Below are 26,362 nucleotides of genomic sequence, written 5' to 3'. Positions count from 1 at the left end.
GCCCGGCGGGTCTCAGCCGAGGACGAGGGGCAGGCGGACCGGGGCGGACGCGCGTTCCTCGGGGGTCGGGGTGCGACGCCCCGTGCCGACGAGCAGTGCTTCCCGGTCGGAGAAGGAGGGCGGGAAGGGAGCGCCCGCGATCCGGTCGAGAAGGGTGCGCGCGCCGACGAGGCACGCGGCCGGGGGACCGGGAGCGTGGGCGAGGTGGGCTGTGAGGTCGAGGTGGTGCAGGGTCCACTCCAGGACGTACGCGGAGAGGTAGTCCGCCACGGTCAGGACCTGCCCCTGCGTGCCGACGTGTGCCCCGGGGACGGCGAGACGGGCCGCCCGACCCGCCGCCGAACCGACGTCGTCCAAGTGGAACTTCAGCAGGGCCGGGTCCTCGTAGGCTGCCGCGAGGCGGACGGTGAGTGCGTCGAGCGGGTCCGTGCCGTCCGGCGGCACCTCGCTCACCTGCCAGTACGTCACGGCGTCACGCGTTGGCGCGCCCTGCTCGGGGGTCGCGAGGGTGATGAGGACGTCCTGCGCGTCGATGACGAGGTGGCAGACGAGATCCCGTACGCGCCAGCCCGCGCAGCCACTGGGCCGGGCGAAGTCCTCGTCGCGCAGCCCCGCGACCGTGTCGAGCAGGGACGTGAGGGCCTGGGAGAAGAGATCCACCCCGGCAGGCTACGCGGCGCGTGCGGCGGTGTGGGGTTCTCTCAGGAGGCGAGGTCGCGGATGTGAGGGACCGCGCGAGTCAGCGCGAAGACGCCGGTGGCGATCAGCGCGACGCCGAACAGTTCGGGCAGGACGAGCCAGCCCAGGTGGAGTCGCTCCTGGAAGACGAGGACGCCGAGCAGGAGGCTGACCGTGGCGTCGCCGATCGTGAGCGCGGGCTGCGAGGCGGCGAGCGTGCCCGCTTGCAGGGCGTTCTCCAGGAGCAGCAGGGAGGCCATGCCGGTGAGCGCGAAACCGTAGGTCTGCCAGGAGGTGAAGAAGGCGCCCGGGCCGTGCTCGGCGAAAGCACGTGTCGCCGACTTCATCAGCGCGGCGGTCAGTGCGTTGCCCACGGCGGCCGCGAAACCGAGCACGGTGGCACGCAGCAGCGAGGAGCCGGAGCGGCGTGCGATGAGCACCATGAGGCCCATCGTCGCGAGGCACAGGGCCACGGCCGGAATCCAGCGCGTGGCCGAGGCCTGGCTGGTGCCGCCGTGCGGAGCCGCGCAGCCGAGCAGCAGCACGAGCCCGGCGACGACGCTCCCGATCGCATACCAGCCGGTCGTCGGCATCTTGCGGTGCAGCAACGGCAACCCGATGAGAAGCGCGAACGGCAGTTCCAGGATGAAGACGGGCTGGACGAGCGCGAGCGGTCCGTTCGTGAGCGCGAGCGCCTGGAAGAACGCGGCGCCGATGACGCCGCCGATGCCGAGGAGCCAGGCGGGCTGGTGGGCCAGGGCGAGGACGAGGCGCAGGCCGCCGCCCTGGGGCTGGTGGGCCGCGGCTTTGCGCTGGAAGGCGGTTCCCGTCGCGTTGCTCGCGGCGCCGAGTACGGCGAAGACGACGGCCAGGATGATCACGGCTGCTGACTCCCCGTTCCCCCGCCGCTTCTCACGCTCGCGGCGCGTGTGTCCGCCCTACGAAGGACGGGCGGATGGGGGAGCGGCTCCGGGCCGAGACCCGTTGGTGGCGCGTGTCGGCTGCCGATTAGCGTGCGGTGCATGACTTCCATCGATGAGGCCGGGACGCCCGGCGACGAGGCGGGCGGGGTGTCCGAGGCCCTTTTGGAGGGGACTCGGCGGGCATTGCTGCACAAGGTCGCCGTGGCGCAGGCCCGGCAGCGGGTCCCGTCGGTCGTGGCAGCGGTGACGCGGGGCGGGCGGCAGGTGTGGAGTGGGGTACGCGGTCGCGTCGACGAGCACGCCCCCGACGACCAGGTGCAGTACCGCATCGGCTCGATCACCAAGACCTTCACCGCGGTGCTCGTACTGCGGCTGCGCGAGGAGGGCCTGCTCGAACTGGGCCACCCGGTGGAGCGGTACGTACCGGAGGCCGGTCTCGGCCCTGAGGTGACGGTGCGCCAACTCCTCGCCCATACAGGCGGGCTGGCCGCGGAGGCGCCCCCGCCCTGGTGGGAGCGGACGCCGGGGCGCCTGCGGCCGCAGCTCGCCGATGTACTGGGGGCCGAGCCGTTCCGCCACGAGCCCGGGCTGCTGCACCACTACTCCAACCCCGGATTCACCGTCCTCGGGGCGCTCGTCGCCGGGGTGCGCGGGACCACGTGGGAGGAGGCACTGCGTACGGAGATCCTGGAGCCGCTCGGTCTGCGCCGGACCTCGGTAAGGGCCGAGGCGCCCAGCGCCGGCGGCTGGGCGGTGCACCCGTGGGCCGATCTGCTCCAGGAGGAGCAGGTCGAGGACCTGGGGCTCATGGCTCCAGCGGGACAGCTCTGGTCCACGGCGGCCGACCTCGCTCGTTTCGCCGGTTTCCTGCTGCACGGGGACGACGAGGTGCTGGGTATCGACGGGGTGCGTGAGCTGCGTACGCCCGCTGCCCCCGGGAACGGGGACAGCGGCTACGGCCTCGGGACCCAGCTCCTGTACCGCGGGGGCCGGAGCCTGGCCGGGCACACTGGTTCCGTGCCGGGGTTCACGGCCGGGCTGTGGATCTGCGAGGAGGAGGATCTCGGCGCCGTCGTCCTGGGCAATGCCACCTCCCAGCTCAGCTCCGGCACGCTCGCCGCCGAGTTGCTGGAACTCGTGGCGGAGGCCGAACCGCGCCTGCCCGAGCCGTGGAAGCCGTTGCCTCAGGGGGACAGGGAACTTCTGGCGCTGACCGGCCTCTGGTACTGGGGGAGCGATCCGGTCGCGGTACGTCTCCGGGAGGGTGGGGGCCTGGACCTCGGGCCGGTCAAGGGCGGGCGCGGCTCGCGCTTCGTGCCCTCCGACGACGGGAACTGGGTGGGGCTCGACGGCTACTACACCGGCGAGGTGCTGAGCGTGGTGCGGGCGCCGGGCGGCGAGGTGAGCCACCTCGACCTGGGCTCCTTCGTCTTCACGCGTGAGCCGTACGAGGAGGGCGGGCCGACGCCGGGTGGGGTCGTGGCGGGGGGCTGGCGCGGGCTGCCGGGCTGAAGCAGGCGATGTTTCACGTGAAACATGAGGGATCGCGCCTTTCGGGGCGATGTTTCACGTGGAACATCTCGCCGGGCGGTTCACCCCGCCGGTCCGTGGGGGGATGTTTCACGTGGAACATCCTCTGTGGGTGGCCCGTGATGTTTCACGTGGAACATCCGGCCCGGCGCTTGTCCTCAGAGGGTGAGCTTGAAGCCCACGTGCGAGTCGACGAAGCCGAGGCGCTTGTAGAAACGGTGGGCGTCGCTGCGGGTGGCGTCCGAGGTGAGCTGGACGAGGCTCGCGCCTTGGCGGCGGGACTCCTCGACGGCCCAGGTGATGAGTTGCGTGCCGAGCCCTCCGCCGCGGGCGGTGGCGGATACGCGTACCGCCTCGATGATCGTGCGGGTGGTGCCCTTGCGGGACAGCCCGTGCAGCACGCTGAGCTGGAGCGTGCCGACGATCTCGCCGTCGTTCTCGGCCACGACGAGGTGCTGGTTCTTGTCCTCGTCGATGCGGGCGAAGGCCTCGCGGTACGGGGTGAGGTCGTCCGGGGACTCGCGCTGGGCTCCGAGCGGGTCGTCCGCGAGCATCGCGACGATCGCGCTGATGTCGTCGCGCGTGGCCGGGCGTATCTGGAGGGTGCTCATGCCCGTGATCCTAGGCCCGCCTGCCCTGGGGCCTGCCGGTCCTGGACTTCGGGCGGGCGGCTGGCTCAGGCAGGCTGGCCGAGGAGGCGGGGCGAGGCGTCGAGCTGTTCCATAGCGGTGACGAGCGGGGCGAGCTGCGGGTCGAGAGCGGCCTCGTCGAGTGCCGCGCGCAGGGCAGCGTCGTTGGTCGGGCGAGCCTCTTCCAGAAGGGTTCGGCCCGAATCGCTCACGTCGGTGTAGATGCCGCGCCGGTCGGTGGGGCACAGGTAGCGGGCCAGCAGGCCCCGGTCCTCCAGGCGCGTCACGAGGCGTGTCGTCGCGGATTGGCTGAGTACGACGGCCTCAGCGACCTGCCGCATCTGGAGGTGCCCGCCCTCGCCGTCGTGCTGGCGGCTGAGGACATCGAGGAGGGAGTACTCCCGCACGCTGAGACCGTGTGCCGCCTGGAGTGCGCGTTCGATGCGCGCCTCGATGCGGCTGTGCAGCAGCGAGAGGGCGGACCAGCTGTGCGCGAGTGCTGTGAGAGCGGGGTCGGTCGCCGTCATCGTTCTCTCCTCCGTCCGTCCCGGATGTCCCAGCCTAGGCCAGGTATGAAATAACCGCTGGTTGCAACTATACGGCGCCTGCAAATATTCCAGTCGGGTTCGGGAAGTGCACGCACTCAGCCCGTCGCCGTGCTCAGCGGTGCGTACCGCTGGAGCCGGATTCCGGGCAGAGCAGGCGTGCCGCGCAGCATGAGGCGGCTGTGGAGGACGGGACGCAAACCGTGGTCCGTGAGCCAGTCGCGCAGTTCCTCCTGGTGGTGCTCCAGCACGATCCGTACCGGCGTGCGGACCTCGTGGACGAGATCGGCGACCAAGGCCTGGGCGAGGAGCGGCTCACGGGCGACGAGTGGTCCGAGCAGCGCGGCGTGCGGCTCGGTGCGGAGGGCGGCGAAGCCCAGCACCTGGCCTTCGGGGTCCTCGGCGAGGCTCATCCTGTCGGCGAAGGCCGGAAGCCGGGCCAGCAAGGGGGTGCGGTCGAGGCCGAAGATCTCCCGATCCACGTCGAGCAGGGCGCGCAGGTCCCCGGCGTTCGCCCGCCTGACCCGTACCCCCGGCACCGCACCGGTCCCGGTGAAGTGGCCCTCCAGTGTCTCCACGTCCCCTGCCGCTGCCCGGCGGAAGCCGAGTTCCTCGTAGAGCGGTACGCGCTCCTCACTCGCGTAGAGGGCCAGGGCTTCGACGGGCTCGTACGCGATGACCTCGCTGAGCAGGCGGCGGCCGAGTCCTTGGCCCGCGTGGTCGCGGCTCACGAGCAGCATGCTGAGCACGGTCAGGCCAGGGTGTTCCTCGGGGCCGTAGCGATGGCTGACGCAGACGGCGCGGAGCCCGCCCCGGGGGTCGTCGATGCCGTAACCGGTGCCTGCGGTGAGGAGCAGCGTCCACAATCGCCGGTCAGGGAACCAGCCTCTGTTTTGTGCCAGCTCCAGGCAGTACGGGAGATCGTGCAGGGTCAGCCTGCGAAGAGCCAGAGCGGCGGACGGCGGAGGAGTGGGCAGCACGCGCTCAGGCTTACCGACGTCAGGGGCGTGCGTCCACCCTCTTTTCGGACTACGGGCCTGATCCGAGGTGAGGGATGTTTCACGTGGAACATCGCGTGACGCGGGAACAACGTGCGGATGCTCGTCGGATGACCCGGGAGGGGCTGTGACCCGAGAGGGCCGTTCCGTGTCAGCCGAGATCCGCGTCGAGGAGGGCGAGGACCCCCTCGATATTGGCGTCAAGGTAGTGCCGCAGGGAGAGCGGGACGAGATGGACGGAGGCGATGCCGACGCGGGTGAAGGGGATACGGACGATCTCGTAGGTTCCACAGGGCTGTTCCATCTCAGGTCCGTGCCGCTGCTCCAGATCGAGGGACACGAGGCGGCAGACGAAGAAGTACTGGACCTTGACCCCGGTGGCGCCGCCGTCCGCCCCGATGTGTTCCACGGTGTCCACGAAACACGGGACGACATCGGTGATCTTCGCCCCCAGTTCCTCGTGGACTTCACGGTGCAGGGCATCGATGACGGTGGCGTCCTCCGGCTCCACGCCGCCGCCCGGGGTGACCCAATAGGGGTCGACGCCGGGCTTGACGCGCTTGATCAGGACAAGATCCTCGCCGTCCAGCAGGACAGCACGAGCGGTGCGCTTGACCACGGGGCGAACGGTCATGGAGGGAATGTGGCCCGAGTTGTTTCACGTGAAACATGCGCGGCCGGGCGCTTGGGAGGCGCGGTCCGTGGTGCGGAGCGTGCTCCGGAGCGCGCTCAGCCCCAGTCCGCCGCCGCGCGCAGCAAGCGGTCGTGGGTACGCGAGAGGTGGGGCAGGGCAAGGGTGCCGGTACGGGCGACGAGGAAGTACGTACGGAGCGGAGCCACCGCGGGGTTGAGCAGGAGCCGGAGCCGTCCCTCGGTGAGCGGGCCCGCGCAGAGGTAGCGCGGCAGGACCGCGAGGCCCGCACCGGCGAGGACGCAGCCGAGCACCGCTCGCAGATCGGGGACGATCACCGCCCCGGGGCCCGGGGGCAGGGCGTCGAAGACGGTGGTCCAGTAGCGCGCGACGAGTGGCAGCGATTCGTGGCAGTCGACGAAGGGAAGCGGCGGAGTACGCCCCGAGGCCGGCGTGGGGCCGCCGCCGCTGAGACGTTCGACGGGAAGCCGGTCCGCCCAGCTGGGTGCCGCGACGAGAACGAGTTCCTCGTCGCACAGCGCGGTGGCGGTGAGCAGGCCCCCACGCGGGCGGACCGTGCTGATCGCGAGGTCGTGGTGCCCGGCGGCGAGCCCTTCGAGGCTCTCCTGCGCGGTACCGAACGTGGCCCGGATGCCGAAGTCGGGTCCCTCGCCCTTGGCGAGGCCGCTCAGCGCGGGCAGGGCGCGCTCGGCCAGGAACTCCGGGGGCCCGGTGAGGTGGAGCGTACGGGCGTGCCCGTCGCCCGTGACGACGCCGCTCTCGGCGATCTCGACGAGGGCGTCGAGGTGTGGGGCCGCCTTGTGGGCAAGTTCCTCACCGAGGGACGTGGGGGTCACCCCGCGTGCCTGGCGGAGGAAGAGCGGACGGCCGACCTGGCGTTCCAGGGCTCTTATCTGCGAGGTCACCGCAGGTTGGGAGAGGCCGAGCAGAGCGGCGGCACGGGTGAAGGAACCGGCTCGGTGCACGGCGACGAAGGTGCGCAACAGGGCGAGATCCATCGCCACTGCCCCCTCGGGTGATCGCGGGCCTCCAGTGGACCCGGGCGGTCAACGATAAATCTGCCGATACCCAGCCGTCTCTACAGTGATTGGACATTGACAGACGGTCAACTAGCCTTGAGCGGGCGGTTCTTCGCGGGACCGCGGGTGGTCCGAGCCACGAGGGGGGAGGCTCGGACCACCGCGCGCCTTTCCGTCCGCTCAGCCGTGGCTCTCGTCGAGCGCCCGCAGTACGTCGGCCACGAGGTCCTCGGTGTCCTCGGCGCCCGCAGAGAAACGCACGAAGCCCTCGGCCACCGCGTCCCCGCCCCAGCGGCGGCGCCGCTCGGCGGTCGAGCGCACGCCGCCGAAGCTCGTGGCGTCCTCGACGAGTTGTGCGGCGGCAAGGAAACGCTCGGCGTGCTCGCGGGAGGCCAGCGTGAAGCCCAGGACGGTCCCGTACCGCAGCATCTGCGCCGTGGCGAGCTTGTGCGCCGGGTCCTCGGGGAGCCCGGGGTAGCGCAGACCGCTCACTTCGGGGCGGCCACGCAGGGCCTCGGCGACGGCGAGCGCGTTGGCGTTCTGCCGGTCGAGACGCAGCTGAAGCGTCGCGAGCGAGCGGTGCGCGAGCCAGGTCTCCATCGGTCCCGGAATCGCCCCGATGATCTTGCGCCAGCGTCGTACGTCCTCCAGGAGGGCCGGGTCGCGCGTCGTGACGTGGCCGAGGAGGAGATCGCCGTGGCCGGTGAGGGCCTTGGTGTCGGAGGCGACCGAGAAGTCCGCGCCGAGATCCAGGGGGCGCTGGCCGAGCGGCGTCGACAGGGTGTTGTCGACGCCGACGAGTACGCCCTTCTCGTGGGCGGCGGAGACGAGGCGCCGGATGTCGCAGATGTCGAGGCCGGGGTTCGACGGCGACTCGATCCACAGCAGCCGCGCCCCGTCGAGAACGTCGAGCTGGGCGTCCTCGCCCGTGGGGGAGGTACGCACGGTCACTCCGTACGCGGTGAGCTGTTCGCGGACCAGCGGCAGCACCTGGTACCCGTCCGAGGGGAGGACCACGGTGTCCCCGGCCCGCAGCTGCGAGAAGAGCACTGCGGAGATCGCGGCCATCCCGGAGGCGAAGAGCAGCGTCCCCGCCTCCTCGTCGGGCGATTCCAGTTCACTGACGGCGCTTTCGAGACGCGTCCAGGTCGGGTTGCTGTCGCGCCCGTACGTATAGGGCCCGGCGACCTCTCCCGGCAGGTGGAAGTGCGCGGCGAAGACCGGCCCGGGCAGGGTCGGTTCGTTCCGTGCCGCTTCCGGCAGCCCCGCGCGCACTGCCCTCGTTCCTTCGCCCGTCATGCTGTCCCTCTTCTCGTCCGCCGCCGCTCGTGGCCGCCCGTGGGGGGCCGTGACCGGGGCTGTTGTCACCTCGCCCGCACCGCGCTGTGCCGGGGTCCCCAGGATGGGGCACGTGGCGGGCGGTGCGTAAGGCGGCCCTGCCCGGGCGAGGTACGGCGTCTTCTCAGGCGCGGTCCGCCGGGCGGCCGTCGGGCAGGGCGAGCGAGACGGCCCAGGAGACGACGGCGACGATGAGCCCGCCGAGCACGGCGGTCCAGAAGCCGCTGACGTGGAAAGGGACGTCGATGACGTCACAGATCCATGAGGTGAGCAGCAGCATGAGGGCGTTCACGACGAGGGTGAGGAGCCCGAGGGTCAGGATCAGGAGCGGGAGGGTGACCAGCTGCACGAGGGGTTTCACCAGCACGTTCACGAGGCCGAAGACCAGTGCGACGATAATCAGCGTGAGCGCCCTGTGGCCGGTGTTGTGGCCGGTGAGGGTGATGCCGTCGAGCAGCCATACGGCCACCGCGAGGGCCGCCGCGTTGGCGAGGGTTCTGAACACGAAGGTCTTCATGAGCCGATCGTGACAGACGGGGCCGGGGCAGGCGGCACCGGAGCGGCGAAGGGGTGGAGGAAGTAGATGAAGGCATTCCGGCTGGACGAGCTGGACCTGGAACGATCCGCGAACGACGGCGCGTACTTGCAGTTCCTGCGCGAGCGGAACATGTCCGTCGGGCTGTACGCGCTCGACGCGGGGGCAGCCGACCCCCAGCAGCCGCACCGGCAGGACGAGGTCTACCTCGTGGTGAGCGGGCGGGCCGCGCTCACCGTGGGGCAGGAGACGACGGAGGTCGCGCGCGGCAGCGTCGTCTATGTCCCCGCAGGGACCCCGCATCGCTTCCACCACATCAGCGAGGACCTGCGGGTCCTGGTCGTCTTCTCTCCGCCGGAGGGATGAGGGACCGGGCCGTCCCGAGGGAAAGCCCCGCCGGGCCCAGGCCGCCGACCCTGAGACCAAAAGGCCAGCTCGGAGGGGGTGTTCTCAGGGTTCCTCGGAGAAAAGGGGCTCCAACCCCTAAGGGTGGGAATCAGGGGAAAGCCAGGGTTGCCGAGCGCCCAACCACGGGGATTTCCCGCCTAGCATCGAAGAAGGCCGGGCGGGAGACCCGGAACCGGTTGAAGCGAGGTAGCAACGATGGGCATGCGGGAGATAGTCACGGACTTGCCGTGGTGGGTGAAGTGGGTGGCCGTCCCGCTCATCGCGCTGGCGATCTTCGGCGGGGTGATCGTCTCGATCCTGAGCGTGGTGGTCGGCCTGCTCTTCAAGGCGCTCGTCTTCGTCGTCGTGGTCGCGGCGCTCGTCTTCGTCGTGCGCAAGTTCAAGGAGTCGGCGGGACCAGGGAACCGGCGCTGACCGGAGAGTCCTCTGCCGGTCGGCGCCGCGCCCGTCGCGCGGCCACCGGCGGGGGACTTCCGCGTCCCGGTGTTGACGGAGAACCCCCCGAATGGACGCGATCAGCCATCAACTCCCTTTCGGAAGCGCGTTCTTGCGCGCCGCTGATGTGTAGCTCTGTGTGACGCTTGGGCCGTCGGTGTCGCCGTCCGGGGCCGGTGTGTTCGTATGGTCCGTGCGGGCCGAAAGGGTGAACGTGGGGGAATCCCCGCGTGCCTTGCATGTGCGAACCGCCTGGGGGCAGCCGGAATACGGGTGATCGGTGGCGGGGATTCCACGAACCGCCCGACCGGAAACGGCTCGGACGGATTTTCCCGCACGTTTCTTCCCGCAATCAGCAACAGCGGGGTCACGCACTGTGATGTGATGTGTTCACTGAGCTAGGTATCAGGAGTGTCAGGGGATTTGCCCCTGGCAAGGTGACGGCAATCGACGGGGTTGGCGATGCGCGAGTCCGTACAGGCAGAGGTCATGATGAGCTTCCTCGTTTCCGAGGAGCTCTCGTTCCGTATCCCCGTCGAGCTTCGCTACGAGGCCGCCGATCCCTACGCGGTGCGGCTGACCTTCCACCTGCCCGGTGATGCCCCGGTCTCGTGGACGTTCGGGCGCGAACTGCTCGCGGACGGGATCGACGAGGCCTGCGGGGACGGGGACGTGCGGGTCTCGCCCGTGGAGCCGGAGCCCCTGCTCGACGTGGAGGGCCCCGGGGAGCTGCACATCAGGCTCCAGGTCGGCACGGACCAGGCCCTCTTCCGGGTGGGCATGGCGCCGATCGTCGCCTTCCTCGACCGGACCGACCGGCTCGTTCCGCTGGGTGAGGAGCGCGCCTGCGCCGACTTCGAGAGCCACCTCGACGACGCCCTGCACCGCATCCTCGCCGAGGAGCCGAGCGCGGGCTGAACCCCCCGAGGCTCTGAGGGCGCCCGCCTCTCGCGGCCCGCGACGGCGTCGGCCTCGCGGCCCGCGACGGCGCCCGCCGCTCGCTCGCGTGGCGGTCCCCCCCTCAGCGTTTCCTGCGGCGTCCGCCGCCCCCGAGCAGCCGTCCCGCGGATACGGGGCCGGGCACCTCGGGGTGGGGCGGACCGCCCGGAGCGCCGGAGGACCGCGGGCGCGGAGCGCGGTCCGCCGAGACCACGAGGGTCGCGAGCGCCGTCGTGACCGGGACCGAGGCGACCAGTCCGATCGAGCCGACGAGCGTCCGCACGATCTCCTCGGCGACGAGTTCGCTCGTCGCCACCGCGCCCACGTCGCTGCGCGCGAGCGAGAAGAGCAGCAGGAGCGGCAGCGCGGCCCCCGCGTAGGCGAGCACCAGGGTGTTGACCACCGAGGCGATGTGGTCGCGGCCGATCCTGATGCCCGCGCGGTAGAGGGCGCGTCGCGTCATCCCCGGATCGGCCTGATGCAGTTCCCACACGGCTGACGTCTGCGTGACCGTGACGTCGTCGAGCACCCCGAGCGAGCCGATGAGCACCCCCGCCAGGAGCAGCCCGCTCATGTCTATGTGCGGGTAGAGGCCGTGGATGAGGCCCGTGCTGTCGTCCGTGTTCCCCGTGAGCGCCGCCCAGCCGATGAAGAACGAGCCCAGCACCCCGATGAGCAGCAGCGAGGTGAGGGTGCCGAGCACCGCGACGGAGGTGCGCGCGCTGAGGCCGTGACACAGGTAGAGGGCGATCAGCATGATGGCGCTCGCCCCGACCACTGCCACGACGAGCGGATTCGACCCCTCCAGGATCGCGGGCAGGATGAAGAACGTCAGCACCAGGAAACTCACCGCGAGCGCCACGAGCGCCATGAGCCCCCGCAGCCTCCCCACCGCCACGACGACGAGTGCGAAGACCGCGGCGAGCAGCACCATCGGCGGCGTACGGCCCACATCCGTGACGGAGTACTGGAGTTCCCGCGGCGCGTCGGGTGCGTAGGCAAGGACGACCTTCTGCCCCGCGTGGAGCCGACGCGAGGCGTCGGGGCGGATCAGTTCGGGGTAGCGGTGCCCCTTGTCCTTCCCCTCGGTGACCTCGACCGTCGCCTGCTCGCAGACACCCGCCGCGTGCTCCCCCGAGGCCGCGCCAGATCCCGCGCCAGATCCCGCGCCAGATCCCGCGCCCGAAGCCGCGCCCGATGGCGCTGAGGCGCCTGTATCGCCGGATGACGGGTCCTGCGCGCCGTCTCCACCGCTCCCATCGTCTCCACCGCTGCTTTGCCCCGCGCCCCCGGCCCCGTCGTTGCAGCCGACATGCTTGATGCCGGTGACCTTGCCGCTGACGGTCTGCCGGTCGAAGCCGACCCCCGTCCGCTCGTGGGCACCGGGAGCCCCGGGCCACAGCAGGACGAGCCCGGCGACAACGGCCGCGGCGAAGGGCACCAGGACCGCCGCGATGACCCTGCGCAGCCGTCGTGAACCGGGGGTCGCCGGGCCGTGGTGGTGGCTGTGCTCGTGGCCCGGGTCATGGAGCCGGCCCTCCGGGGGCGAGGGCGGCGGTGGGGGCGCCTGAGGCGTGGGAGGTGGCGTCGTCACCGACCGATCATCGCAAGAACGGGGGCGCCCTCTGGCCAGCACGCCAGGACGGGCGCTAGCGTGGGTCGCGATTTGTCCCCGCGGGAGCTCGGAGCACCGGGCTGAGAGGGCGCTGATCTCCTCGTACGGCCGCACGCGCGGCCGGAGGACGAAACGCTGCGCCGACCGCTGAACCTGTTACCGGGTAATGCCGGCGTAGGGAGTAGGTCTCATGACCACATCGGACGCGCACACCCCTGCCTCCGCACCGTCGCACGAATCCCCCGCACCCGTCCGCGCCCTCGGTGCGCACAAGGCGTACGTCGAGGGCGAGCGGCCGGGTCTGCGGGTGCCCGTGCGGAAGGTGCACCTCAGCGACGGCCGCGCGCTGACGCTGTACGACACCTCGGGCCCGTACACCGACCCGTCCGTCACCACGGACGTACGGCGCGGGCTCGACACCCCTCGCGCACCGTGGATCGCGGCGCGCGGTGACACCGAGACGTACCGCGGCCGCGCCCCACGGCCCGAGGACGACGGGCCCCGGCACACCGTCCCCCGGGGCGGCGCTCGCGACCTCGACGCGGTCTTTCCCGGGCGCCCGCGCCGGCCGCGCCGCGCTCGCCAGGGGGCCGTGGTGACACAACTCGCCTACGCGCGGCGGGGCGAGATCACGCGGGAGATGGAGTACGCGGCGCTGCGCGAGGGCGTCGCCCCCGAGGTCGTACGCGAGGAACTGGCCGCCGGGCGGGCTGTACTGCCCGCGAACATCAACCACCCCGAGAGCGAGCCGATGGTCATCGGCAAGCGGTTCCTCGTGAAGATCAACGCGAACATCGGCAACTCGGCCGTCACCTCGTCGATCGAGGAGGAGGTCGAGAAGATGACGTGGGCGACGCGCTGGGGCGCCGACACGGTCATGGATCTCTCGACAGGGCGCGACATCCACACCACGCGCGAGTGGATTCTCCGCAACTCCCCCGTTCCCATCGGCACCGTGCCGCTCTACCAGGCGCTGGAGAAGGCCGGAGGGAAGGCGGAGGAGCTGAGCTGGGAGCTGTACCGCGACACGGTCGTGGAACAGGCCGAGCAGGGAGTCGACTACATGACCGTGCACGCGGGGGTGCGGCTCCCGTACGTGCCGCTCACCGCGCGCCGGACCACCGGCATCGTTTCGCGCGGCGGCTCGATCATGGCCGCGTGGTGCCTCGCGCACCATCAGGAGTCCTTCCTGTACGAGCACTTCGATGAGCTGTGCGAGATCCTCGCGGCGTACGACGTGACGTTCTCGCTCGGGGACGGCTTGCGGCCCGGCTCCGTCGCTGACGCCAACGACGAGGCGCAGTTCGCCGAGCTGCGCACGCTCGGGGAACTCACCGCGGTGGCTCGCAGGCACGGCGTCCAGACGATGGTCGAGGGGCCCGGGCACGTACCGATGCACAAGATCAAGGAGAACGTCGAGCTTCAGCAGGAGGTGTGCGACGGGGCGCCCTTCTACACCCTCGGTCCGCTCACCACGGACATCGCTCCGGGCTACGACCACATCACCTCCGGCATCGGCGCCGCGATGATCGCCTGGTGGGGCACCGCGATGCTCTGCTACGTGACGCCGAAGGAGCACCTCGGGCTCCCCGACAGGGACGACGTGAAGACCGGCGTCATCACGTACAAGATCGCCGCGCACGCCGCCGACCTCGCGAAGGGGCACCCCGGTGCGCAGGAGTGGGACGACGCGCTCTCGCAGGCGCGCTTCGACTTCCGGTGGGAGGACCAGTTCAACCTGGCGCTCGATCCGGAGACGGCGCGGGCCTTCCACGACGAGACGCTGCCCGCCGAACCCGCGAAGACCGCGCACTTCTGCTCCATGTGCGGGCCCAAGTTCTGCTCGATGCGGATCAGCAGGGACATCAGCGAGCGGTTCGGCGCGGAGGGCGACGCGGAACTGAGCCAGGAGGAGATCGTGACCGGGATGATGGAGAAATCACGGGAGTTCGCCGCGTCGGGGAACCGGGTGTATCTGCCGCTGGCGGAGTGAACGGAGGTCTGCGGGGGTACGGGGCCGGGCCACGGTAAGCCACGGGGCTCGGCGCCCGGGTGGGGCCAGGTGTGGCCGGGTCCTCGTCCGTCCGGGGTGTCCGGGGTGTCCGGGGCCGGTCGTAAGTCCTCTTCGGTGCGCGGTCGCGGGTTTTCTCCGGTGTGGAGCGGCAACCCGCAGGCCATGACTGGAGAGAACCCGCAGACCAAGCACTCCCGCGACGCCGTGGCCGCTTCGGCCTCCGCGCCGGGGACCGATGATGCCCCGGTGGCGGCGACGGCGTCGGAGAGGGCCGATGCGGCGCTCTCCGCGGCCGGGGCGAAGACGGAAGAGGCCGCCGAGGCGGCGCGGGCACGTGCCCGCGCCGCCGGAGCGGCGGGCAAACGAGTGGAAGCCAGGGCGAGGACAGGCGTGGACGCCGGGCGGCGCAAGGTCTCCGAGGTATCGGAGAAGGCCGTCGCCGCGACGGGCACGGCCTGGGGCACGGTCCGCGAGCACAAGGTGGCCGCGACGAGCGCGGGCGCCGGGCTGCTGACGGTGGCTACGGCCTCGTTCCTCGCGGGACGGAAGTCCGGGGCGAGGACCGTGGGACCGCTCACGCGGCTCACCGGCGGAAAGCTGTAGCAGGGGGCGTCCCCAGCTCTCGGGCCCGATGTTTCACGTGAAACACCGAAACGGATGTTTCACGTGAAACATCGGGCTCTTCTGGGTGCGGGTGCGCGTGCGGGGATCGGCTCGCGATGTTTCACGTGGAACATCGCTCACTCCGGGCGGTGCTCCGGGCCGCCGAAGTCGGGGCTGCTGAAGTCCGGGCTGGAGTAGTGCGGGCGGGAGGCCGCCTCGCCGTCCGCCTCCGGGCTGCTGAAGCCGGGGCGGTGGTAGCCGAGCCGGGGCATACGGGAGGAGCCGCCGGTGCGGCTGGGGACAGCGCCGTCCTGCGCAGGCCCCTCCTCGTCCGGTGCGACCTCCCCCGTACGTTCCTGCGCGCGTTCCTGAGAGTCCGTGTGCTCCTGGAAAAAGGGCAGGAAGCCCTTCTCCAGGAGAGCCTGACGCCAGTCGGCACGGGCCCGGTCCACGTTCTCGGCCTCCGGATCGGGCACGGCGGCGCGCGGGCGGCGCGGATCGGCGGAGAGTGCGGTGGCTCCGTTGCGCAGGGCGACGAGGAGCAGGGCGATCCCGGCGATGAGGATGGCGGCGGCCGCGAGGACGGCGAAGATCCAGCCCGCGGTGAGCAGGGCGTCGCCGATGACGTGCTCGCTGTCCACGAGCCGCAGCAGGTAGCCGATGAGCAGCAGCACGACGGCGGCGACCCCGGCGAGCACCGGGGTCAGCGCGGCGAGCACGGCGATCGCCCCGGCGCCCGAGGCCTCGGTCACCTCCCCGATCGCGGCGGCGAGTCCTCCGCCCTCCTGCGCCCGGGTCGGCGCCGCGGCGTTCTCGGTGTCCCCGGGGGTGCGTATCCGGAGTTCTTCGCGGACTCTGACGTAGTGCTGGTACTCGGGTGCGGCGGTGGCGGCGATGAGGCCCGCGGAGCCGAGAGCCAGGGTCTTCAGCCGCGTGGCGGAGAACTGCCCGTCGGGGTCCTGCGCCGCGGGCCGCGGGACGGCCTGGCGCAGAGCCTCGTCGAGGACTCGCTCGAACTCCGGGTGATCCTCGGGCAGCAAGTGCGGAGCGCTGTTCATGTGCATCCCCCGATGCTCCGTAGGGCAAAGGCGCCCGCTGGGTGCGGGCAGAGGGCGGAAGCGGAGGAGAGCCTGCTACGGATAAGGCGATGGTAGGCCGGGGGCGGCGCAGGGTAACAGGGTGTTTCCGGAAATTGACCGGTCGTACAGGGGGACGTGGCGGCACGCGCGCCCCCCGCACGCCGGGGCGCGGGCCCATCCGGGCAGGCAGGGAGGGGCGTCCGGACGGCGGGTGTGTTCCCGTCCGGGGCGGGACGGGGCCCTTCGCGCGCCGGAGCGGAGGCGGAGCGCGTGTGGGGGTGGTACGGGGGCGGGTGCCGCTCGTACTGCTGGTGGGGCCGTACGGGGTGGGGTGCTGCTACGGGGTGGGGCGCCGCTCGTACGGCTGGTGGCACCGTACGGGGTGGAGCGCCGCGCTCGTACGGGGCGCGGCGGCCCGTAGGCGCGGCGGCCCGTAGGGGGCGGTGCGCGCCGTACGAGGCTGTGCCGCGCCGTGCCGGCCGGGCGTGGTGGCCGGGTGGGGCGGAGTGTCCGGAGCGAAGCGTCAGGCCGGGAAGGGCACCTGACGTACCAGCAGCGTTCCTGCCATCGTCACGCCGCCGTCCATCGCGACGGCCAGCCGGTCCGCGTAGATGTGCGGGTCCTCGATCACCGGGCGCGGGGTCTCCTCGCCGTCCTCGGAGCCGACGTCGCCGAGCAGGTACGGGATGGGGCTGTGGCCGTGGACGATGCGGGAGCCGCCGAACGTGTCGAGCAGTTCACGTACGGCCTCGGGCCCGGTCCGCTCGTCACGGAAGGCGAAGCGCTTGGTGAACTTGCGGAAGAGGTCCCAGCATTCGTCGGGATCGTTGCGCGTGAGGACGTCGTGGATCGTGTCGTTGACGGCCTCGATCGTGGAGCCGTAGTCGAGGTAGGCGGTGGTGTCGGAGTGGACGAGCAGGTGCTCGTCCTCCTCCACGATCGCGTCGAGCCGGGACATCCACTGGAGGTGGACGTCCTGGAGTCGGTCCATGTCCGTCTTCTGACCGCCGTTGAGGAGCCAGGCCGCCTGGAAGGTGGCGGTGCCCGCTCCGGAGCTGACCGGGGTGTCGCCGAAGCGGCGGGCGCCGAGGAGGAGCAGCTCGTGGTTGCCCATGAGGGCCTTGCAGTAGCCACCGGCGGCGGCCGCCTCGGCCGAGAGGCGCATGACGAGATCGATGACCCCGATGCCGTCCGGACCCCGGTCGGTGAAGTCGCCGAGGAACCAGAGCCTGGCGTTGCCCGCGGCCCAGCGGGCTTCCTCGTCGAGGAGGCCCTGCTCCTGGAGAGCGGTGACGAGTTCGTCGAGATAGCCGTGCACGTCGCCGACGACGTAGAGCGGACCGGGGCCGTTCGCGGGCGGCTGGGGCGCGGACTCCGGCTGGGAGCCGATGACGGGCAGGTCGCGCTGGGTCGGGGTGTAGTCCTCGCCCACGGGAGACTCGGTCCCGGCGGGCGGGCTGGCCGCCTCGGGCGCCGCGGAGGCCTCGGTGGACTGCCGTTCCGCGTACGCCTGTGCGGCGTCCGCGTACCTGTCACCCTCGCCCGGGTAGGGCTCGCCCCCGTCCGCGAAGGCTTCGGGCTGGGGCATGTAGGCGGGGACGCGGAAGTCGCGCACCGTCGGTGTTCGTTCCGCGGGTCCCTGACCGGCCCCCTGAGTCATTGACCCCTCCACCACGATCGCGCCGCTCCCCACCGCCCGGACTGCTCGGTCGCAGCGGCCCTCGGTGTCGTGCGCCCATCATAGGAATGCGGTGCGGGGTGTGGGACGCATCAGGGTGGTGAATCCCGCCGCACTCCGCCCTCGCCCGGCGATTTGCGGCGAAATGGTGGGGCGCGGCGCCGTCTCCGGCGCCCGCAAACGCCGCGAGGGGGCGGGGGCCGGTCCCCCGTAGGGAGTACCCGCGAGGCCGGCTCGCGGGGGACGGCGCCGGTGGCGAGGGGGTACGGGTGCGGAGGAGCGGGGAGCGGGGTGGTGGCGACAAGGGGAGGGCGCGGGGGACGATGCCGGTGGGGAAGGGGTACGGGTGCGGGCGGAGAAAGGGGACAGGCGGGGCCCGGCGACGGGGAAGCGGGCGGGGCCTCGGGGCAGGAATCAGTACGGGGATCGAGCGGGCGGAGGCTCGCGAAGGTGCCGCGCGTGGCCCGGCCGGACGGGCGGCTCGCCCAGCACTCCGGTCCAGGCCCGCCTCTGCCGCCCTGCTGAGCACGAGCCCACCGCGCTCCTGAAGCGGGGTCGCGGGCCGTGGGTGCCGGGCTCGGGCTATGGGAGCCGCTCGTGAAACGGGGCTTCACTGCGGCCGGGGCGGCCGGGGCGGCCGGGGCGGCCGGGGCGGCGGGGCGGCAGTTGCCGGAGCCGCGCTCGTGAAGCCGGGCTTCGCCTCGTGGGCGCGGGGCTGTTGAAGCTGCGCTCGCGGAGCTGCGCTTCACCTTCTGGGCGCCGGGTCGCCGAAGCCGCGCGCACGACGCCGGGCGGTCCCCGCTGCCGTGTCACGCCCGGAGTGCGGTGTTCCTGGGGAGCGGCGTGGCAGCGGGCGCTCCTGTCCAGGGGCACAGCTTCGGGGCGTGGTGGTACTCCCGGGGCGCCGGGGCCCGACGGGTGCCTCCCCGCAGGGGCAGCGGGTGGATGAGGCCCCGAGGCACTTCGGTCCATGACCGGGACGCCGCCGACGGCGCAGCGGCTCCGTGAGGGGCATCGCTGACGGGGCGGTCGCGCCCTGCCGTGCGGCGGCCCCCCCGGCGCCCGTGCGGGCGTCAGGACGCTTGGCTCTTCTGGGAAAACGCCCCGAGGACAGGGCGCGCAGGCGGGGCCTGATCGTCCCGGCGCAAGGTGCCGGAGGGGCGACACCGCTTCGGAGCACGACGGTTTCCGTGACGCCTGACTTCGGACTGGGCCGCCCCGAAGGGCGGTGCTCGGAAGGCCGGTGCCCCGGAGCGGGGCCACGGTGGACGTTCAGAGGTGCGGACTTCGCGGACGCGGTGTCCTCGCCCAGGGCCCCGGCTTCGGGACGCTGCGGATACGGGGCGCTGGATAAGGGGGTGGCGTGCTTCGGGGTGCGGCAGCCGTGGACGCAGCGGCCCCCGCACCGGGGCCACTCCCAAGCGCCGTGGCCGACGACATCGTGCCCCGAAGCCTCGCCGCCTCGGAGCGCGGCAGGGCCCCACGGCGTTCCCTCTGGCCACTGGGGGAGCGATGCCCCAGCACCGCGCGCTCAGGCCGCAGCGACCCTCAGGGCGCGGGGACCTTCAGGCCGCAGCGACCCTCACGGCGCGGGGACCTTCAGGCCGCAGCGACCCTCACGGCGCAGCGACCCTCCGGGCGCATGACACTCCGCAAGCGACGCCCCCAGGACGCCGAGCCCTGGAGCGTCAGAATCCCGGAGCGCATGCCCCCGAGGCACGACGCCCCGGACACCGCACTCCTCCGGCCTACGCCACCCCGCCAGCACGGAGCCCCCGGAGTGCCGAGCCCTGGGGCATCAGCGGCCCCGGGACCCACACGGCACACGCCCTCAGGCACCACGCCGCCAGGCACCATGTCCCCGAGCGCGACGGCCCCAGGGGGCACCACGCTCAGAAGCATCGCGGCCTTGCCCCAGCGTCCTGGTGCCCCAGCGACCCGAGCTACACCCCCATAGCCAACCGGGGCACCTCCCAGGCACCATCCCGCCAGGCCCCGCGTCCCGACGGATGAGCGTCCCTGAGGCACCGTGCCCCCTCAGACACCGTGCCCCAGGCATGACGCCTCCAAGGCACCGTGCCCCGTGAGGCAGCCGCGCCCAGCGGCACTGTGCCCCGTGAGGCAGCCGGTCCCAGCGGCACCGGTCCCCAGCGGCACTGACCCCCACGGGCACCACGCCCCCCGGCACCACGCGCCGCGACGGTCAAGGCCGCCCCTTGCAGCCCCGAAACCCCTCGCCTCCCAGCCCCCTGAAACCGCGCCCGCGCCCCCGAAGCCCACGCTCCCCGATGAGGGCGTCACCGGCCCCGCGTCCGTGCGGCGCGGGGCCGGTGACCGCTGCGCTGTCCCCTCTCCCCGCTATCCGGCTCCCTCCCCCGACTCCCGTGGCGGGCTCACCGTGGTGCGGGGGGAGCGGCGTTGCGAGGAGGTGCGGATGATCAGTTCGGTGGGGATGACGCGTTCCAGCTGGTGGGGCGCTCCGATGCCCTCGATGGCGTCGATGAGGAGCTGGACGACGGCCGTGCCGATGCGGCGCGGTTTGAGCGAGAGCGTCGTGATGGGCGGCTCGGTCGACGCGTAGACCGTCGACTCGCTGCAACACACGAGGAGCAGGTCCTCGGGGACGCGGAGTCCGTAGCGGCGCGCGGCGGCGAGCAGGTCCGTGCCGTTGGGGTCGAAGAGACCGTAGACGGCGTCGGGCCGGTCGGGGCGGGCGAGGAGCCGGTCGGCGGCGACAGCGCCCGCGCAGGGGTCGTGTGCCGGGTACGACTCCAGGACGGGGTCCTGGCCCACACGGCGGCACCATTCGAGGTAGGCCGTCGTGGAGAGCCTCGTGTAGGAATCGGTCGTGGTCCCGGTGAGAAGGCCGATCCGGCGCGCCCCCGAGTCCGCGAGGTGGTCGAGTATGCCGAGGACCGCGGCCTCGTGGTCGTTGTCGACCCACGCCGTCACCGGGAGGGTGCCGTCCGGGCGCCCGTCGGAGACCACCGGCAGTCCCTGCCGTACGAGTTCGGCGACGACCGGGTCGTGGTCGGCCGGGTCGACGACGACGGTGCCGTCGAGCGCGACGTTCGACCACACGTCCACCGGGCTGAGACGCGAGGTCGCCGGGAGAATGACGAGGGCGTAGCCCCGGTCGAGTGCGGCCGAGGTCGCCGCTCTCGCCATCTCGGCGAAGTAGGCGAACTCGGTGAAGGTGAAAGGTTCTTCCCCGTACGTGGTCACGGTCAGGCCGATGAGGCCCGATTTGCCCGTACGGAGTGTGCGTGCCGCCGCCGAGGGGCGGTAGCCGAGCTGGTCGGCCACCTCCCGCACATGGTGGCGGGTGATGTCGGGGAGACGGCCCTTGCCGTTGAGGGCATCGGAGACGGTCGTGATTGAGACCCCCGCCGCCGCTGCCACATCTCTGATACCCGGCCGTCCGGACCGTTTGCCCCTGCGGGGAGTTTCCGCTCGGCTCACCTGCTGCTTCCCTGCTGCTGTCATGGGTTGCCGATAGTAGGGGTCTGTCAGGAGGGCACGGCGGGCGCATATGCACACCTGTGATGTCACGTTTCTGCAAGGTGACGCCCCGTCAAAAACCTTTTATTGCAAGGAACTTCGACGAATCGGAGATGATTACCCGACGGTTTGCCGGTTGTGTGGGTCTCTCTGTGGGGGCCGTCCCGGGGGTGCAGCTCACCTGTACGGGCGATGCGCGCCACGGCGCCAGCCAGCAGCGCACGCAGATGAGCGCGCGCCCCCCAGGGAGCGGCGGAGGGGAGCCGCGACGGGCGGCTCTGTTCCCGTCTCCCCAGGAAGACCTCTGGCGGCACCTGTCCCGGAAGGCGAGGTGAGGGCGTCCGCGTCAAGGTGGGGGCGCGTGGGTCTTTTCATGCGCCGGGCGTCTATCGGGTGCGCCCCTCCGCGGTGTCCAATATGCGGACGGGCGCGGTGCGGCGGCCCGCCGGTGTGGGTGATCCCCGAGCCGGCCGGGTGGCTCGCGAGCCCGTTTCCCGGGGCGGCACGGGCCGCGCGGGAATACCGGCACGTACAGAAGGAGGTCCCGCGGTGAGCGGTACGAACCCCAGACTGCGAGCGGTACTGGACGACATCCCGGCCTACGTGCCGGGCAAGGCGGCGGGCGGGAACGGTCCGGCGTTCAAGTTGTCATCGAACGAGAACCCGTATCCGCCGCTCCCCGGGGTGATGGAGAGCGCGCTCGCCGCCGCCGGTGCGCTCAACCGCTACCCGGACCTCGCGGCGACCGGCCTCGTGCAGGCGCTGGCGGAACGTTTCTCCGTGCCGGTCTCGCACATCGCCACGGGGACGGGTTCGGTCGGCGTGGCGCAGCAGCTGCTTCAGATCACCGCGCAGGCCGGTGACGAGGTGGTCTACGCCTGGCGCTCCTTCGAGGCGTACCCGATCATCACCAGGATCAGCGGCGCCAAGGCCGTCGAGGTCCCGCTCACGGGCGACGAGGAACACGACCTCGACGCGATGGCGGCGGCGATCACCGAACGGACCCGGCTCGTCTTCGTCTGCAACCCGAACAACCCGACCGGCACGGTGGTACGCAAGGCCGCGCTGGAACGTTTCCTCGACCGGGTGCCCTCCGATGTGCTCGTCGTACTGGACGAGGCGTACCGGGAGTTCATCCGTGACCCGGAGGTCCCGGACGGAGTCGAGCTGTACCGGGATCGGCCCAATGTGTGCGTGTTGCGGACCTTTTCGAAGGCATATGGTCTCGCGGGGCTCCGGATCGGGTTCGCGATCGCGCACGAGCCGGTGGCGGCCGCGCTCCGCAAGACCGCTGTGCCCTTCGGCGTGAGTCAGCTCGCGCAGGACGCCGCTGTCGCCTCACTCACCGCCGAGCCCGCGCTCCTGGAGCGCGTCGACGCCCTCGTCGTCGAACGCGCGCGCGTCGCGGGGGAGTTGCGCGCCCAGGGCTGGACCGTCCCCGAGACGCAGGCCAATTTCGTCTGGCTGCGCCTCGGGGACCGCACCCTCGACTTCGCCGCCGCCTGCGAGCGTGCGGGTGTTGTCGTGCGGCCCTTCGCGGGCGACGGTGTCCGCGTCACCGTGGCTGAGACCGAGGCGAACGACATCTTCCTGTCGGCAGCGGCGAGTTACCGCAAGGAACTGGACCGCTGACGGTCCCTTTCCCGCATACGTGACCGAGCCGCCGGGCGCTCGGGCCCGGGCCGATCCTGGGGGCGCGCGGCGGCTCCCGCGCGCCCGGCGGGCGCCACGCCCGCCCCACGGCGTCAAGCTTTCGAGGACGGTCACCCCGCTGCCGTCGGTCGCTCCCGCCGCCGCCGATCACTCACGAGGACGCCGGTCGCCCCCCGCGCGGCACCCGTCCCGGCGGGGTCGGCTCGTCACGTACGTGCGCGTCACGTACGCACCCGAGCGAGGCCGGCCGCACGGGCCCCGCCCCTCACCGGCCGGCCGCACGGGCCCGCCGCCTCACCGGCCTGCCGCCCCACCCCCGCCCGCCCCGTAAGCGAGCCGAGCCGCCGCCCCCCAGCGCACCCTTCGTCCGCCTCCGCTCCCTCCCCCCGCTCCCTCCTTCCCGCCTTCCCTCCCTCCAGAGGCCGCCCGTCCCGGCCCCGTGATGTCTTCGGGTGGGGCGGTCGGTGCACTCTCCGGCGCTGGTCCGGGTCTCTCGACCCCTGGCCGGGAGCGGAGGACTCCGTATCGCTGTAGTGGACGTCACAGGCACCTGTTTCGTGCGCTCAGCGATGTCTCAAATACCAGTAAAAGCCGCATATCAACACCAAGAAGAGCCGACAAACCCCGCATATCTCCTCGCGTGAGGCTCCCCGCTCAAGGGACCCCCTGTTCGTATGAAACGACCGTGGGCCATAATGCTTGTGAATGTGAACGCTTTCACAAGCGCGTCCCGGTTGGGGCTGCTTTGCCCTGGGCGAATGCGGATCAATCGGCCGCCGTGAGGGCGGGAACAGGCTGTGCCCACGGTGTCCGCCGCGTGCACAGAGATCAGCGAAGCGAGGAGGATTTCGTGGATCTCGCTCTGGCGCCCGAGACGCTGGCCCGTTGGCAGTTCGGCATCACGACCGTCTACCACTTTCTGTTCATACCCCTGACCATCTCGCTCGCCGCGCTCACGGCCGGGCTGGAGACGGCCTGGGTCCGTACCGGCAAGGAGAAGTACCTCAGCGCGACGAAGTTCTGGGGAAAGCTCTTCCTGATCAACATCGCGATGGGGGTCGTCACCGGGATCGTGCAGGAGTTCCAGTTCGGCATGAACTGGTCCGACTACTCGCGGTTCGTCGGTGACGTTTTCGGGGCGCCCCTCGCCTTCGAGGCGCTCATCGCCTTCTTCTTCGAGTCGACGTTCATCGGCCTGTGGATCTTCGGCTGGGACAAGCTGCCGAAGAAGCTGCACCTCGCGACGATCTGGCTGGTGTCGATCGGCACGATCCTCTCCGCGTACTTCATCCTCGCGGCGAACTCCTGGATGCAGCACCCCGTCGGCTATCGCCTGAACAAGGGCAGCGGACGGGCCGAACTCACGGATTTCTGGGCCGTGCTGACCCAGGAGATGACCCTCACCCAGATGTTCCACACGCTCGCCGCGTGCTTCCTCACCGGCGGCGCCTTCATGGTCGGCATCGCCGCCTGGCACCTGGGCCGCCGCAAGCACCGCGAGAAGAAGCACATCGCGACGATGCGGACCTCGCTGCGCCTCGGTCTCGTCACCGTCGTCGTCGCCGGTCTTCTCACCGCGGTGAGCGGCGACTCGCTCGGCAAGGTCATGTTCAAGCAGCAGCCCATGAAGATGGCCGCCGCCGAGGCGCTCTGGGAGGGCCAGAACACCGCACCGTTCTCGCTCTTCGCCTACGGAGACGTCGACAAGGGGCACAACAGCGTCGCCCTGGAGGTCCCCGGCGTCCTCTCCTTCCTCTCGGACAACAACTTCCGCTCGTACGTGCCCGGCGTCAACGACACGAACAAGGCGGAGCAGGAGAAGTACGGGCCAGGCGACTACCGCCCCAACATCCCGGTCGCCTTCTGGAGCTTCCGGTGGATGATCGGCTTCGGGATGGCCTCGTTCGGCCTCGGCATCGTCGGACTGTGGCTGACCAGGAAGAAGTTCCTCCTGCCGCAGCACCTGCGGACCGGCGAGGACGAGGTGCCGCACCTCGTGCTCTTCCGCGAGAAGCTGCTCAGCCCCCGTCTGACCCGCCTCTACTGGCTCACGGCCCTCGCCACGATGGGCTTCCCGCTCATCGCCAACTCCTGGGGCTGGATCTTCACCGAGACGGGACGTCAGCCCTGGGCGGTCTACGGGCTCTTCAAGACGGCCGACGCGGTCTCGCCCGGCGTCTCGCAGGCCGAGGTGATCATCTCGCTCAGCGCCTTCACGCTCCTGTACGGGGTGCTCGCGGTCATCGAGTTCAAGCTCATGGCCACGTACGCGAAGGCGGGCCCGCCCGAGCTGACCGAGGCCGACCTGCATCCGCCGACGCGCATCGGCGGGCGGCCCGGCCCGGCCCGTACGGGCGGGAACGACGGCGGCACGGCGGGCAGTTCGCCCGGGAGCACCCCTGACGGCGATCCCGACGACGTGCGCGACGACGACGATGACGACGCCGACCGGCCGATGGCCTTCTCCTACTGAGCCCGAAGGAGGGAAACGATCATGGAACTCCACGACGTCTGGTTCGTGCTGATCGCCGTCCTGTGGACCGGCTACTTCTTCCTGGAGGGCTTCGACTTCGGCGTCGGCGTCCTGACGAAACTGCTCGCCAGGGACCGCACCGAGAAGCGCGTCCTCATCAACACCATCGGCCCGGTCTGGGACGGCAACGAGGTCTGGCTGCTCGCCGCCGGCGGCGCCACCTTCGCCGCCTTCCCCGAGTGGTACGCGACGCTCTTCTCCGGCTTCTACCTGCCGCTCCTGCTCATCCTGCTGTGCCTCATCGTGCGCGGCGTCGCCTTCGAGTACCGCCACAAGCGGGACGAGGAGCGCTGGCAGCGCAACTGGGAACATGCCATCTTCTGGTGCTCCCTGCTGCCCGCCTTCCTCTGGGGCGTCGCCTTCGCGAACATCGTGCGCGGGGTGAAGATCGACCGCGATCTGGAGTACGTGGGCAGCCTCGGCGACCTCCTCAACCCGTACGCGCTGCTCGGCGGGCTCGTCACGCTGAGCCTCTTCACCTTCCACGGCACGGCGTTCACCGGGCTCAAGACCGCCGGTGACATCCGGCACCGGGCGCGCGCCCTGGCGCTGCGGCTCGGGCTCGTCACCGCGGTACTCGCGCTCGGCTTCCTCGGGTGGACCCAGGCGGACAGCGGCAACGGGAAGAGCCTTGTCGCGCTCGTGGTCGCGGTGCTCGCGCTCGTGCTCGCCCTCCTCGCCACACTGCGCGGGCGCGAGGGCTGGGCCTTCGCCCTCTCGGGCGTGACGATCGCCGTCACGATCGCGATGTTCTTCCTGACCCTCTTCCCCGCGGTCATGCCCTCCTCGCTCAACGGCGACTGGAGCCTCACCGTCGAGAACGCCTCGTCGAGCCCGTACACGCTGAAGATCATGACGTGGTGCGCGGGCATCGCGACCCCGCTCGTCATGCTCTACCAGGGCTGGACGTACTGGGTCTTCCGCAAGCGCATCGGGACGCAGCACATCGCCCGGGCGCACTGAGACCGGTGCGGGGCCGTCGGCCGGCGACCCGACGGCCCCGCACCCTCCCCCGTTCCGTCCTCAGCCGCCGCCCCGCCCCGTCCGCCTCGCTCGC

General features: G+C 71.4%; 22 protein-coding genes. 9 read left to right on the top strand and 13 right to left on the bottom strand.

Going from position 1 to position 26,362, the window contains the following annotated elements; all coding sequences use genetic code 11:
- Positions 1-12: 12 nt before the first annotated feature.
- The gene (locus ACQYWQ_RS15055; RefSeq protein ID WP_431035143.1) at positions 13-660 is read right to left on the bottom strand and encodes a maleylpyruvate isomerase N-terminal domain-containing protein; all 648 of its coding nucleotides are present in this window, start codon (positions 658-660) and stop codon (positions 13-15) included.
- 41 nt (positions 661-701) lie between these two features.
- Positions 702-1,559, bottom strand: a complete 858-nt coding sequence (locus ACQYWQ_RS15050; protein WP_431035142.1) for a DMT family transporter — start codon at positions 1,557-1,559, stop codon at positions 702-704.
- A gap of 141 nt (positions 1,560-1,700) precedes the next feature.
- Here ACQYWQ_RS15050 and ACQYWQ_RS15045 point away from each other — a divergent pair, with 141 nt between their 5' ends.
- Positions 1,701-3,113 carry a serine hydrolase domain-containing protein gene (locus tag ACQYWQ_RS15045; RefSeq protein ID WP_431035141.1) on the top strand — a complete coding sequence of 471 codons (1,413 nt, stop codon included), beginning with the start codon at positions 1,701-1,703 and terminating at the stop codon, positions 3,111-3,113.
- A gap of 176 nt (positions 3,114-3,289) precedes the next feature.
- On the opposite strand, the gene ACQYWQ_RS15040 is transcribed toward ACQYWQ_RS15045, so the two are convergent.
- The 7 genes from ACQYWQ_RS15040 to ACQYWQ_RS15010 form a co-directional block, all read right to left on the bottom strand.
- A complete protein-coding gene (locus ACQYWQ_RS15040) occupies positions 3,290-3,742 on the bottom strand; it encodes a GNAT family N-acetyltransferase (RefSeq protein WP_431035139.1) in 453 nt (150 codons plus the stop codon).
- A 65-nt stretch (positions 3,743-3,807) separates the two neighbouring features.
- Entirely contained in the window at positions 3,808-4,287 is a 480-nt protein-coding gene (locus ACQYWQ_RS15035; protein ID WP_431035138.1) for a MarR family winged helix-turn-helix transcriptional regulator, read from the bottom strand.
- A gap of 116 nt (positions 4,288-4,403) precedes the next feature.
- Complete coding sequence (locus tag ACQYWQ_RS15030) at positions 4,404-5,285, bottom strand: GNAT family N-acetyltransferase (protein WP_431035137.1); 882 nt, start codon at positions 5,283-5,285, stop codon at positions 4,404-4,406.
- A gap of 169 nt (positions 5,286-5,454) precedes the next feature.
- On the bottom strand, positions 5,455-5,937 hold the full coding sequence (locus ACQYWQ_RS15025; RefSeq protein ID WP_431035135.1) for an NUDIX domain-containing protein: 483 nt from the start codon (positions 5,935-5,937) through the stop codon (positions 5,455-5,457).
- Between the two features lie 95 nt (positions 5,938-6,032).
- Positions 6,033-6,953 (bottom strand): LysR family transcriptional regulator, encoded by a 921-nt coding sequence (locus ACQYWQ_RS15020; RefSeq protein WP_431035134.1) that lies wholly within the window; start codon positions 6,951-6,953, stop codon positions 6,033-6,035.
- 201 nt (positions 6,954-7,154) lie between these two features.
- Positions 7,155-8,273, bottom strand: coding sequence for a cystathionine gamma-lyase (locus tag ACQYWQ_RS15015; protein WP_431035132.1), 1,119 nt, complete (start codon positions 8,271-8,273; stop codon positions 7,155-7,157).
- A 163-nt stretch (positions 8,274-8,436) separates the two neighbouring features.
- On the bottom strand, positions 8,437-8,829 hold the full coding sequence (locus ACQYWQ_RS15010; RefSeq protein ID WP_431035131.1) for a phage holin family protein: 393 nt from the start codon (positions 8,827-8,829) through the stop codon (positions 8,437-8,439).
- Positions 8,830-8,895: 66 nt separating this feature from the next.
- Between ACQYWQ_RS15010 and ACQYWQ_RS15005 the strand changes: the two genes are divergently transcribed.
- From ACQYWQ_RS15005 to ACQYWQ_RS14995, 3 genes are all read left to right on the top strand, one after another.
- Complete coding sequence (locus ACQYWQ_RS15005; protein WP_431035129.1) at positions 8,896-9,213, top strand: cupin domain-containing protein; 318 nt, start codon at positions 8,896-8,898, stop codon at positions 9,211-9,213.
- Between the two features lie 237 nt (positions 9,214-9,450).
- Entirely contained in the window at positions 9,451-9,669 is a 219-nt protein-coding gene (locus ACQYWQ_RS15000; protein ID WP_431035128.1) for a DUF5326 family protein, read from the top strand.
- A 483-nt stretch (positions 9,670-10,152) separates the two neighbouring features.
- Positions 10,153-10,608, top strand: a complete 456-nt coding sequence (locus ACQYWQ_RS14995; protein ID WP_431035127.1) for an SsgA family sporulation/cell division regulator — start codon at positions 10,153-10,155, stop codon at positions 10,606-10,608.
- 103 nt (positions 10,609-10,711) lie between these two features.
- Here the strand turns inward: ACQYWQ_RS14995 and ACQYWQ_RS14990 are convergent, their stop codons facing one another.
- Entirely contained in the window at positions 10,712-12,223 is a 1,512-nt protein-coding gene (locus tag ACQYWQ_RS14990) for a YibE/F family protein (RefSeq protein ID WP_431035126.1), read from the bottom strand.
- A gap of 211 nt (positions 12,224-12,434) precedes the next feature.
- Here ACQYWQ_RS14990 and thiC point away from each other — a divergent pair, with 211 nt between their 5' ends.
- Together thiC and ACQYWQ_RS14980 are read left to right on the top strand one after the other, a co-directional pair.
- The gene (gene thiC, locus ACQYWQ_RS14985; protein ID WP_431035125.1) at positions 12,435-14,237 is read left to right on the top strand and encodes a phosphomethylpyrimidine synthase ThiC; all 1,803 of its coding nucleotides are present in this window, start codon (positions 12,435-12,437) and stop codon (positions 14,235-14,237) included.
- A gap of 183 nt (positions 14,238-14,420) precedes the next feature.
- Positions 14,421-14,861 (top strand): hypothetical protein, encoded by a 441-nt coding sequence (locus ACQYWQ_RS14980; protein ID WP_431035124.1) that lies wholly within the window; start codon positions 14,421-14,423, stop codon positions 14,859-14,861.
- Between the two features lie 137 nt (positions 14,862-14,998).
- On the opposite strand, the gene ACQYWQ_RS14975 is transcribed toward ACQYWQ_RS14980, so the two are convergent.
- From ACQYWQ_RS14975 to ACQYWQ_RS14965, 3 genes are all read right to left on the bottom strand, one after another.
- Entirely contained in the window at positions 14,999-15,925 is a 927-nt protein-coding gene (locus ACQYWQ_RS14975) for a hypothetical protein (RefSeq protein WP_431035123.1), read from the bottom strand.
- A gap of 538 nt (positions 15,926-16,463) precedes the next feature.
- On the bottom strand, positions 16,464-17,615 hold the full coding sequence (locus tag ACQYWQ_RS14970) for a metallophosphoesterase family protein (protein WP_431035121.1): 1,152 nt from the start codon (positions 17,613-17,615) through the stop codon (positions 16,464-16,466).
- Positions 17,616-19,976: 2,361 nt separating this feature from the next.
- Positions 19,977-21,104, bottom strand: a complete 1,128-nt coding sequence (locus tag ACQYWQ_RS14965) for a LacI family DNA-binding transcriptional regulator (protein WP_431035119.1) — start codon at positions 21,102-21,104, stop codon at positions 19,977-19,979.
- Between the two features lie 564 nt (positions 21,105-21,668).
- On the opposite strand from ACQYWQ_RS14965, the gene hisC reads away from it, so the two are divergent.
- The 3 genes from hisC (at position 21,669) to cydB (ending at position 26,268) form a co-directional block, all read left to right on the top strand.
- The gene (gene hisC / locus ACQYWQ_RS14960; RefSeq protein WP_431035118.1) at positions 21,669-22,751 is read left to right on the top strand and encodes a histidinol-phosphate transaminase; all 1,083 of its coding nucleotides are present in this window, start codon (positions 21,669-21,671) and stop codon (positions 22,749-22,751) included.
- Between the two features lie 871 nt (positions 22,752-23,622).
- Positions 23,623-25,245, top strand: coding sequence for a cytochrome ubiquinol oxidase subunit I (locus ACQYWQ_RS14955; RefSeq protein ID WP_431035116.1), 1,623 nt, complete (start codon positions 23,623-23,625; stop codon positions 25,243-25,245).
- Between the two features lie 21 nt (positions 25,246-25,266).
- On the top strand, positions 25,267-26,268 hold the full coding sequence (gene cydB / locus ACQYWQ_RS14950) for a cytochrome d ubiquinol oxidase subunit II (RefSeq protein ID WP_431035115.1): 1,002 nt from the start codon (positions 25,267-25,269) through the stop codon (positions 26,266-26,268).
- Positions 26,269-26,362: the final 94 nt, after the last annotated feature.

Source organism: Streptomyces sp. P6-2-1 (genome assembly GCF_050613165.1).
Classification (GTDB): domain Bacteria; phylum Actinomycetota; class Actinomycetes; order Streptomycetales; family Streptomycetaceae; genus Streptomyces.
Note: the sequence above shows the minus strand (reverse complement) of the source record. Positions and strands in the feature narration are given on the sequence as shown.

Coding starts and splice junctions, on each gene's coding strand:
- ACQYWQ_RS15005 (WP_431035129.1), top strand. CDS start 8,896: ATGAAGGCATTCCGGCTGGACGAGCTGGACCTGGAACGATCCGCGAAC.
- ACQYWQ_RS14995 (WP_431035127.1), top strand. CDS start 10,153: ATGCGCGAGTCCGTACAGGCAGAGGTCATGATGAGCTTCCTCGTTTCC.
- ACQYWQ_RS14975 (WP_431035123.1), bottom strand. CDS start 15,925: ATGCACATGAACAGCGCTCCGCACTTGCTGCCCGAGGATCACCCGGAG.
- ACQYWQ_RS15035 (WP_431035138.1), bottom strand. CDS start 4,287: ATGACGGCGACCGACCCCGCTCTCACAGCACTCGCGCACAGCTGGTCC.
- ACQYWQ_RS15040 (WP_431035139.1), bottom strand. CDS start 3,742: ATGAGCACCCTCCAGATACGCCCGGCCACGCGCGACGACATCAGCGCG.
- ACQYWQ_RS15025 (WP_431035135.1), bottom strand. CDS start 5,937: ATGACCGTTCGCCCCGTGGTCAAGCGCACCGCTCGTGCTGTCCTGCTG.
- ACQYWQ_RS15015 (WP_431035132.1), bottom strand. CDS start 8,273: ATGACGGGCGAAGGAACGAGGGCAGTGCGCGCGGGGCTGCCGGAAGCG.
- cydB (WP_431035115.1), top strand. CDS start 25,267: ATGGAACTCCACGACGTCTGGTTCGTGCTGATCGCCGTCCTGTGGACC.
- thiC (WP_431035125.1), top strand. CDS start 12,435: ATGACCACATCGGACGCGCACACCCCTGCCTCCGCACCGTCGCACGAA.
- ACQYWQ_RS15020 (WP_431035134.1), bottom strand. CDS start 6,953: ATGGATCTCGCCCTGTTGCGCACCTTCGTCGCCGTGCACCGAGCCGGT.
- ACQYWQ_RS14980 (WP_431035124.1), top strand. CDS start 14,421: ATGACTGGAGAGAACCCGCAGACCAAGCACTCCCGCGACGCCGTGGCC.
- ACQYWQ_RS15010 (WP_431035131.1), bottom strand. CDS start 8,829: ATGAAGACCTTCGTGTTCAGAACCCTCGCCAACGCGGCGGCCCTCGCG.
- ACQYWQ_RS15000 (WP_431035128.1), top strand. CDS start 9,451: ATGGGCATGCGGGAGATAGTCACGGACTTGCCGTGGTGGGTGAAGTGG.
- ACQYWQ_RS14965 (WP_431035119.1), bottom strand. CDS start 21,104: ATGACAGCAGCAGGGAAGCAGCAGGTGAGCCGAGCGGAAACTCCCCGC.
- ACQYWQ_RS15045 (WP_431035141.1), top strand. CDS start 1,701: ATGACTTCCATCGATGAGGCCGGGACGCCCGGCGACGAGGCGGGCGGG.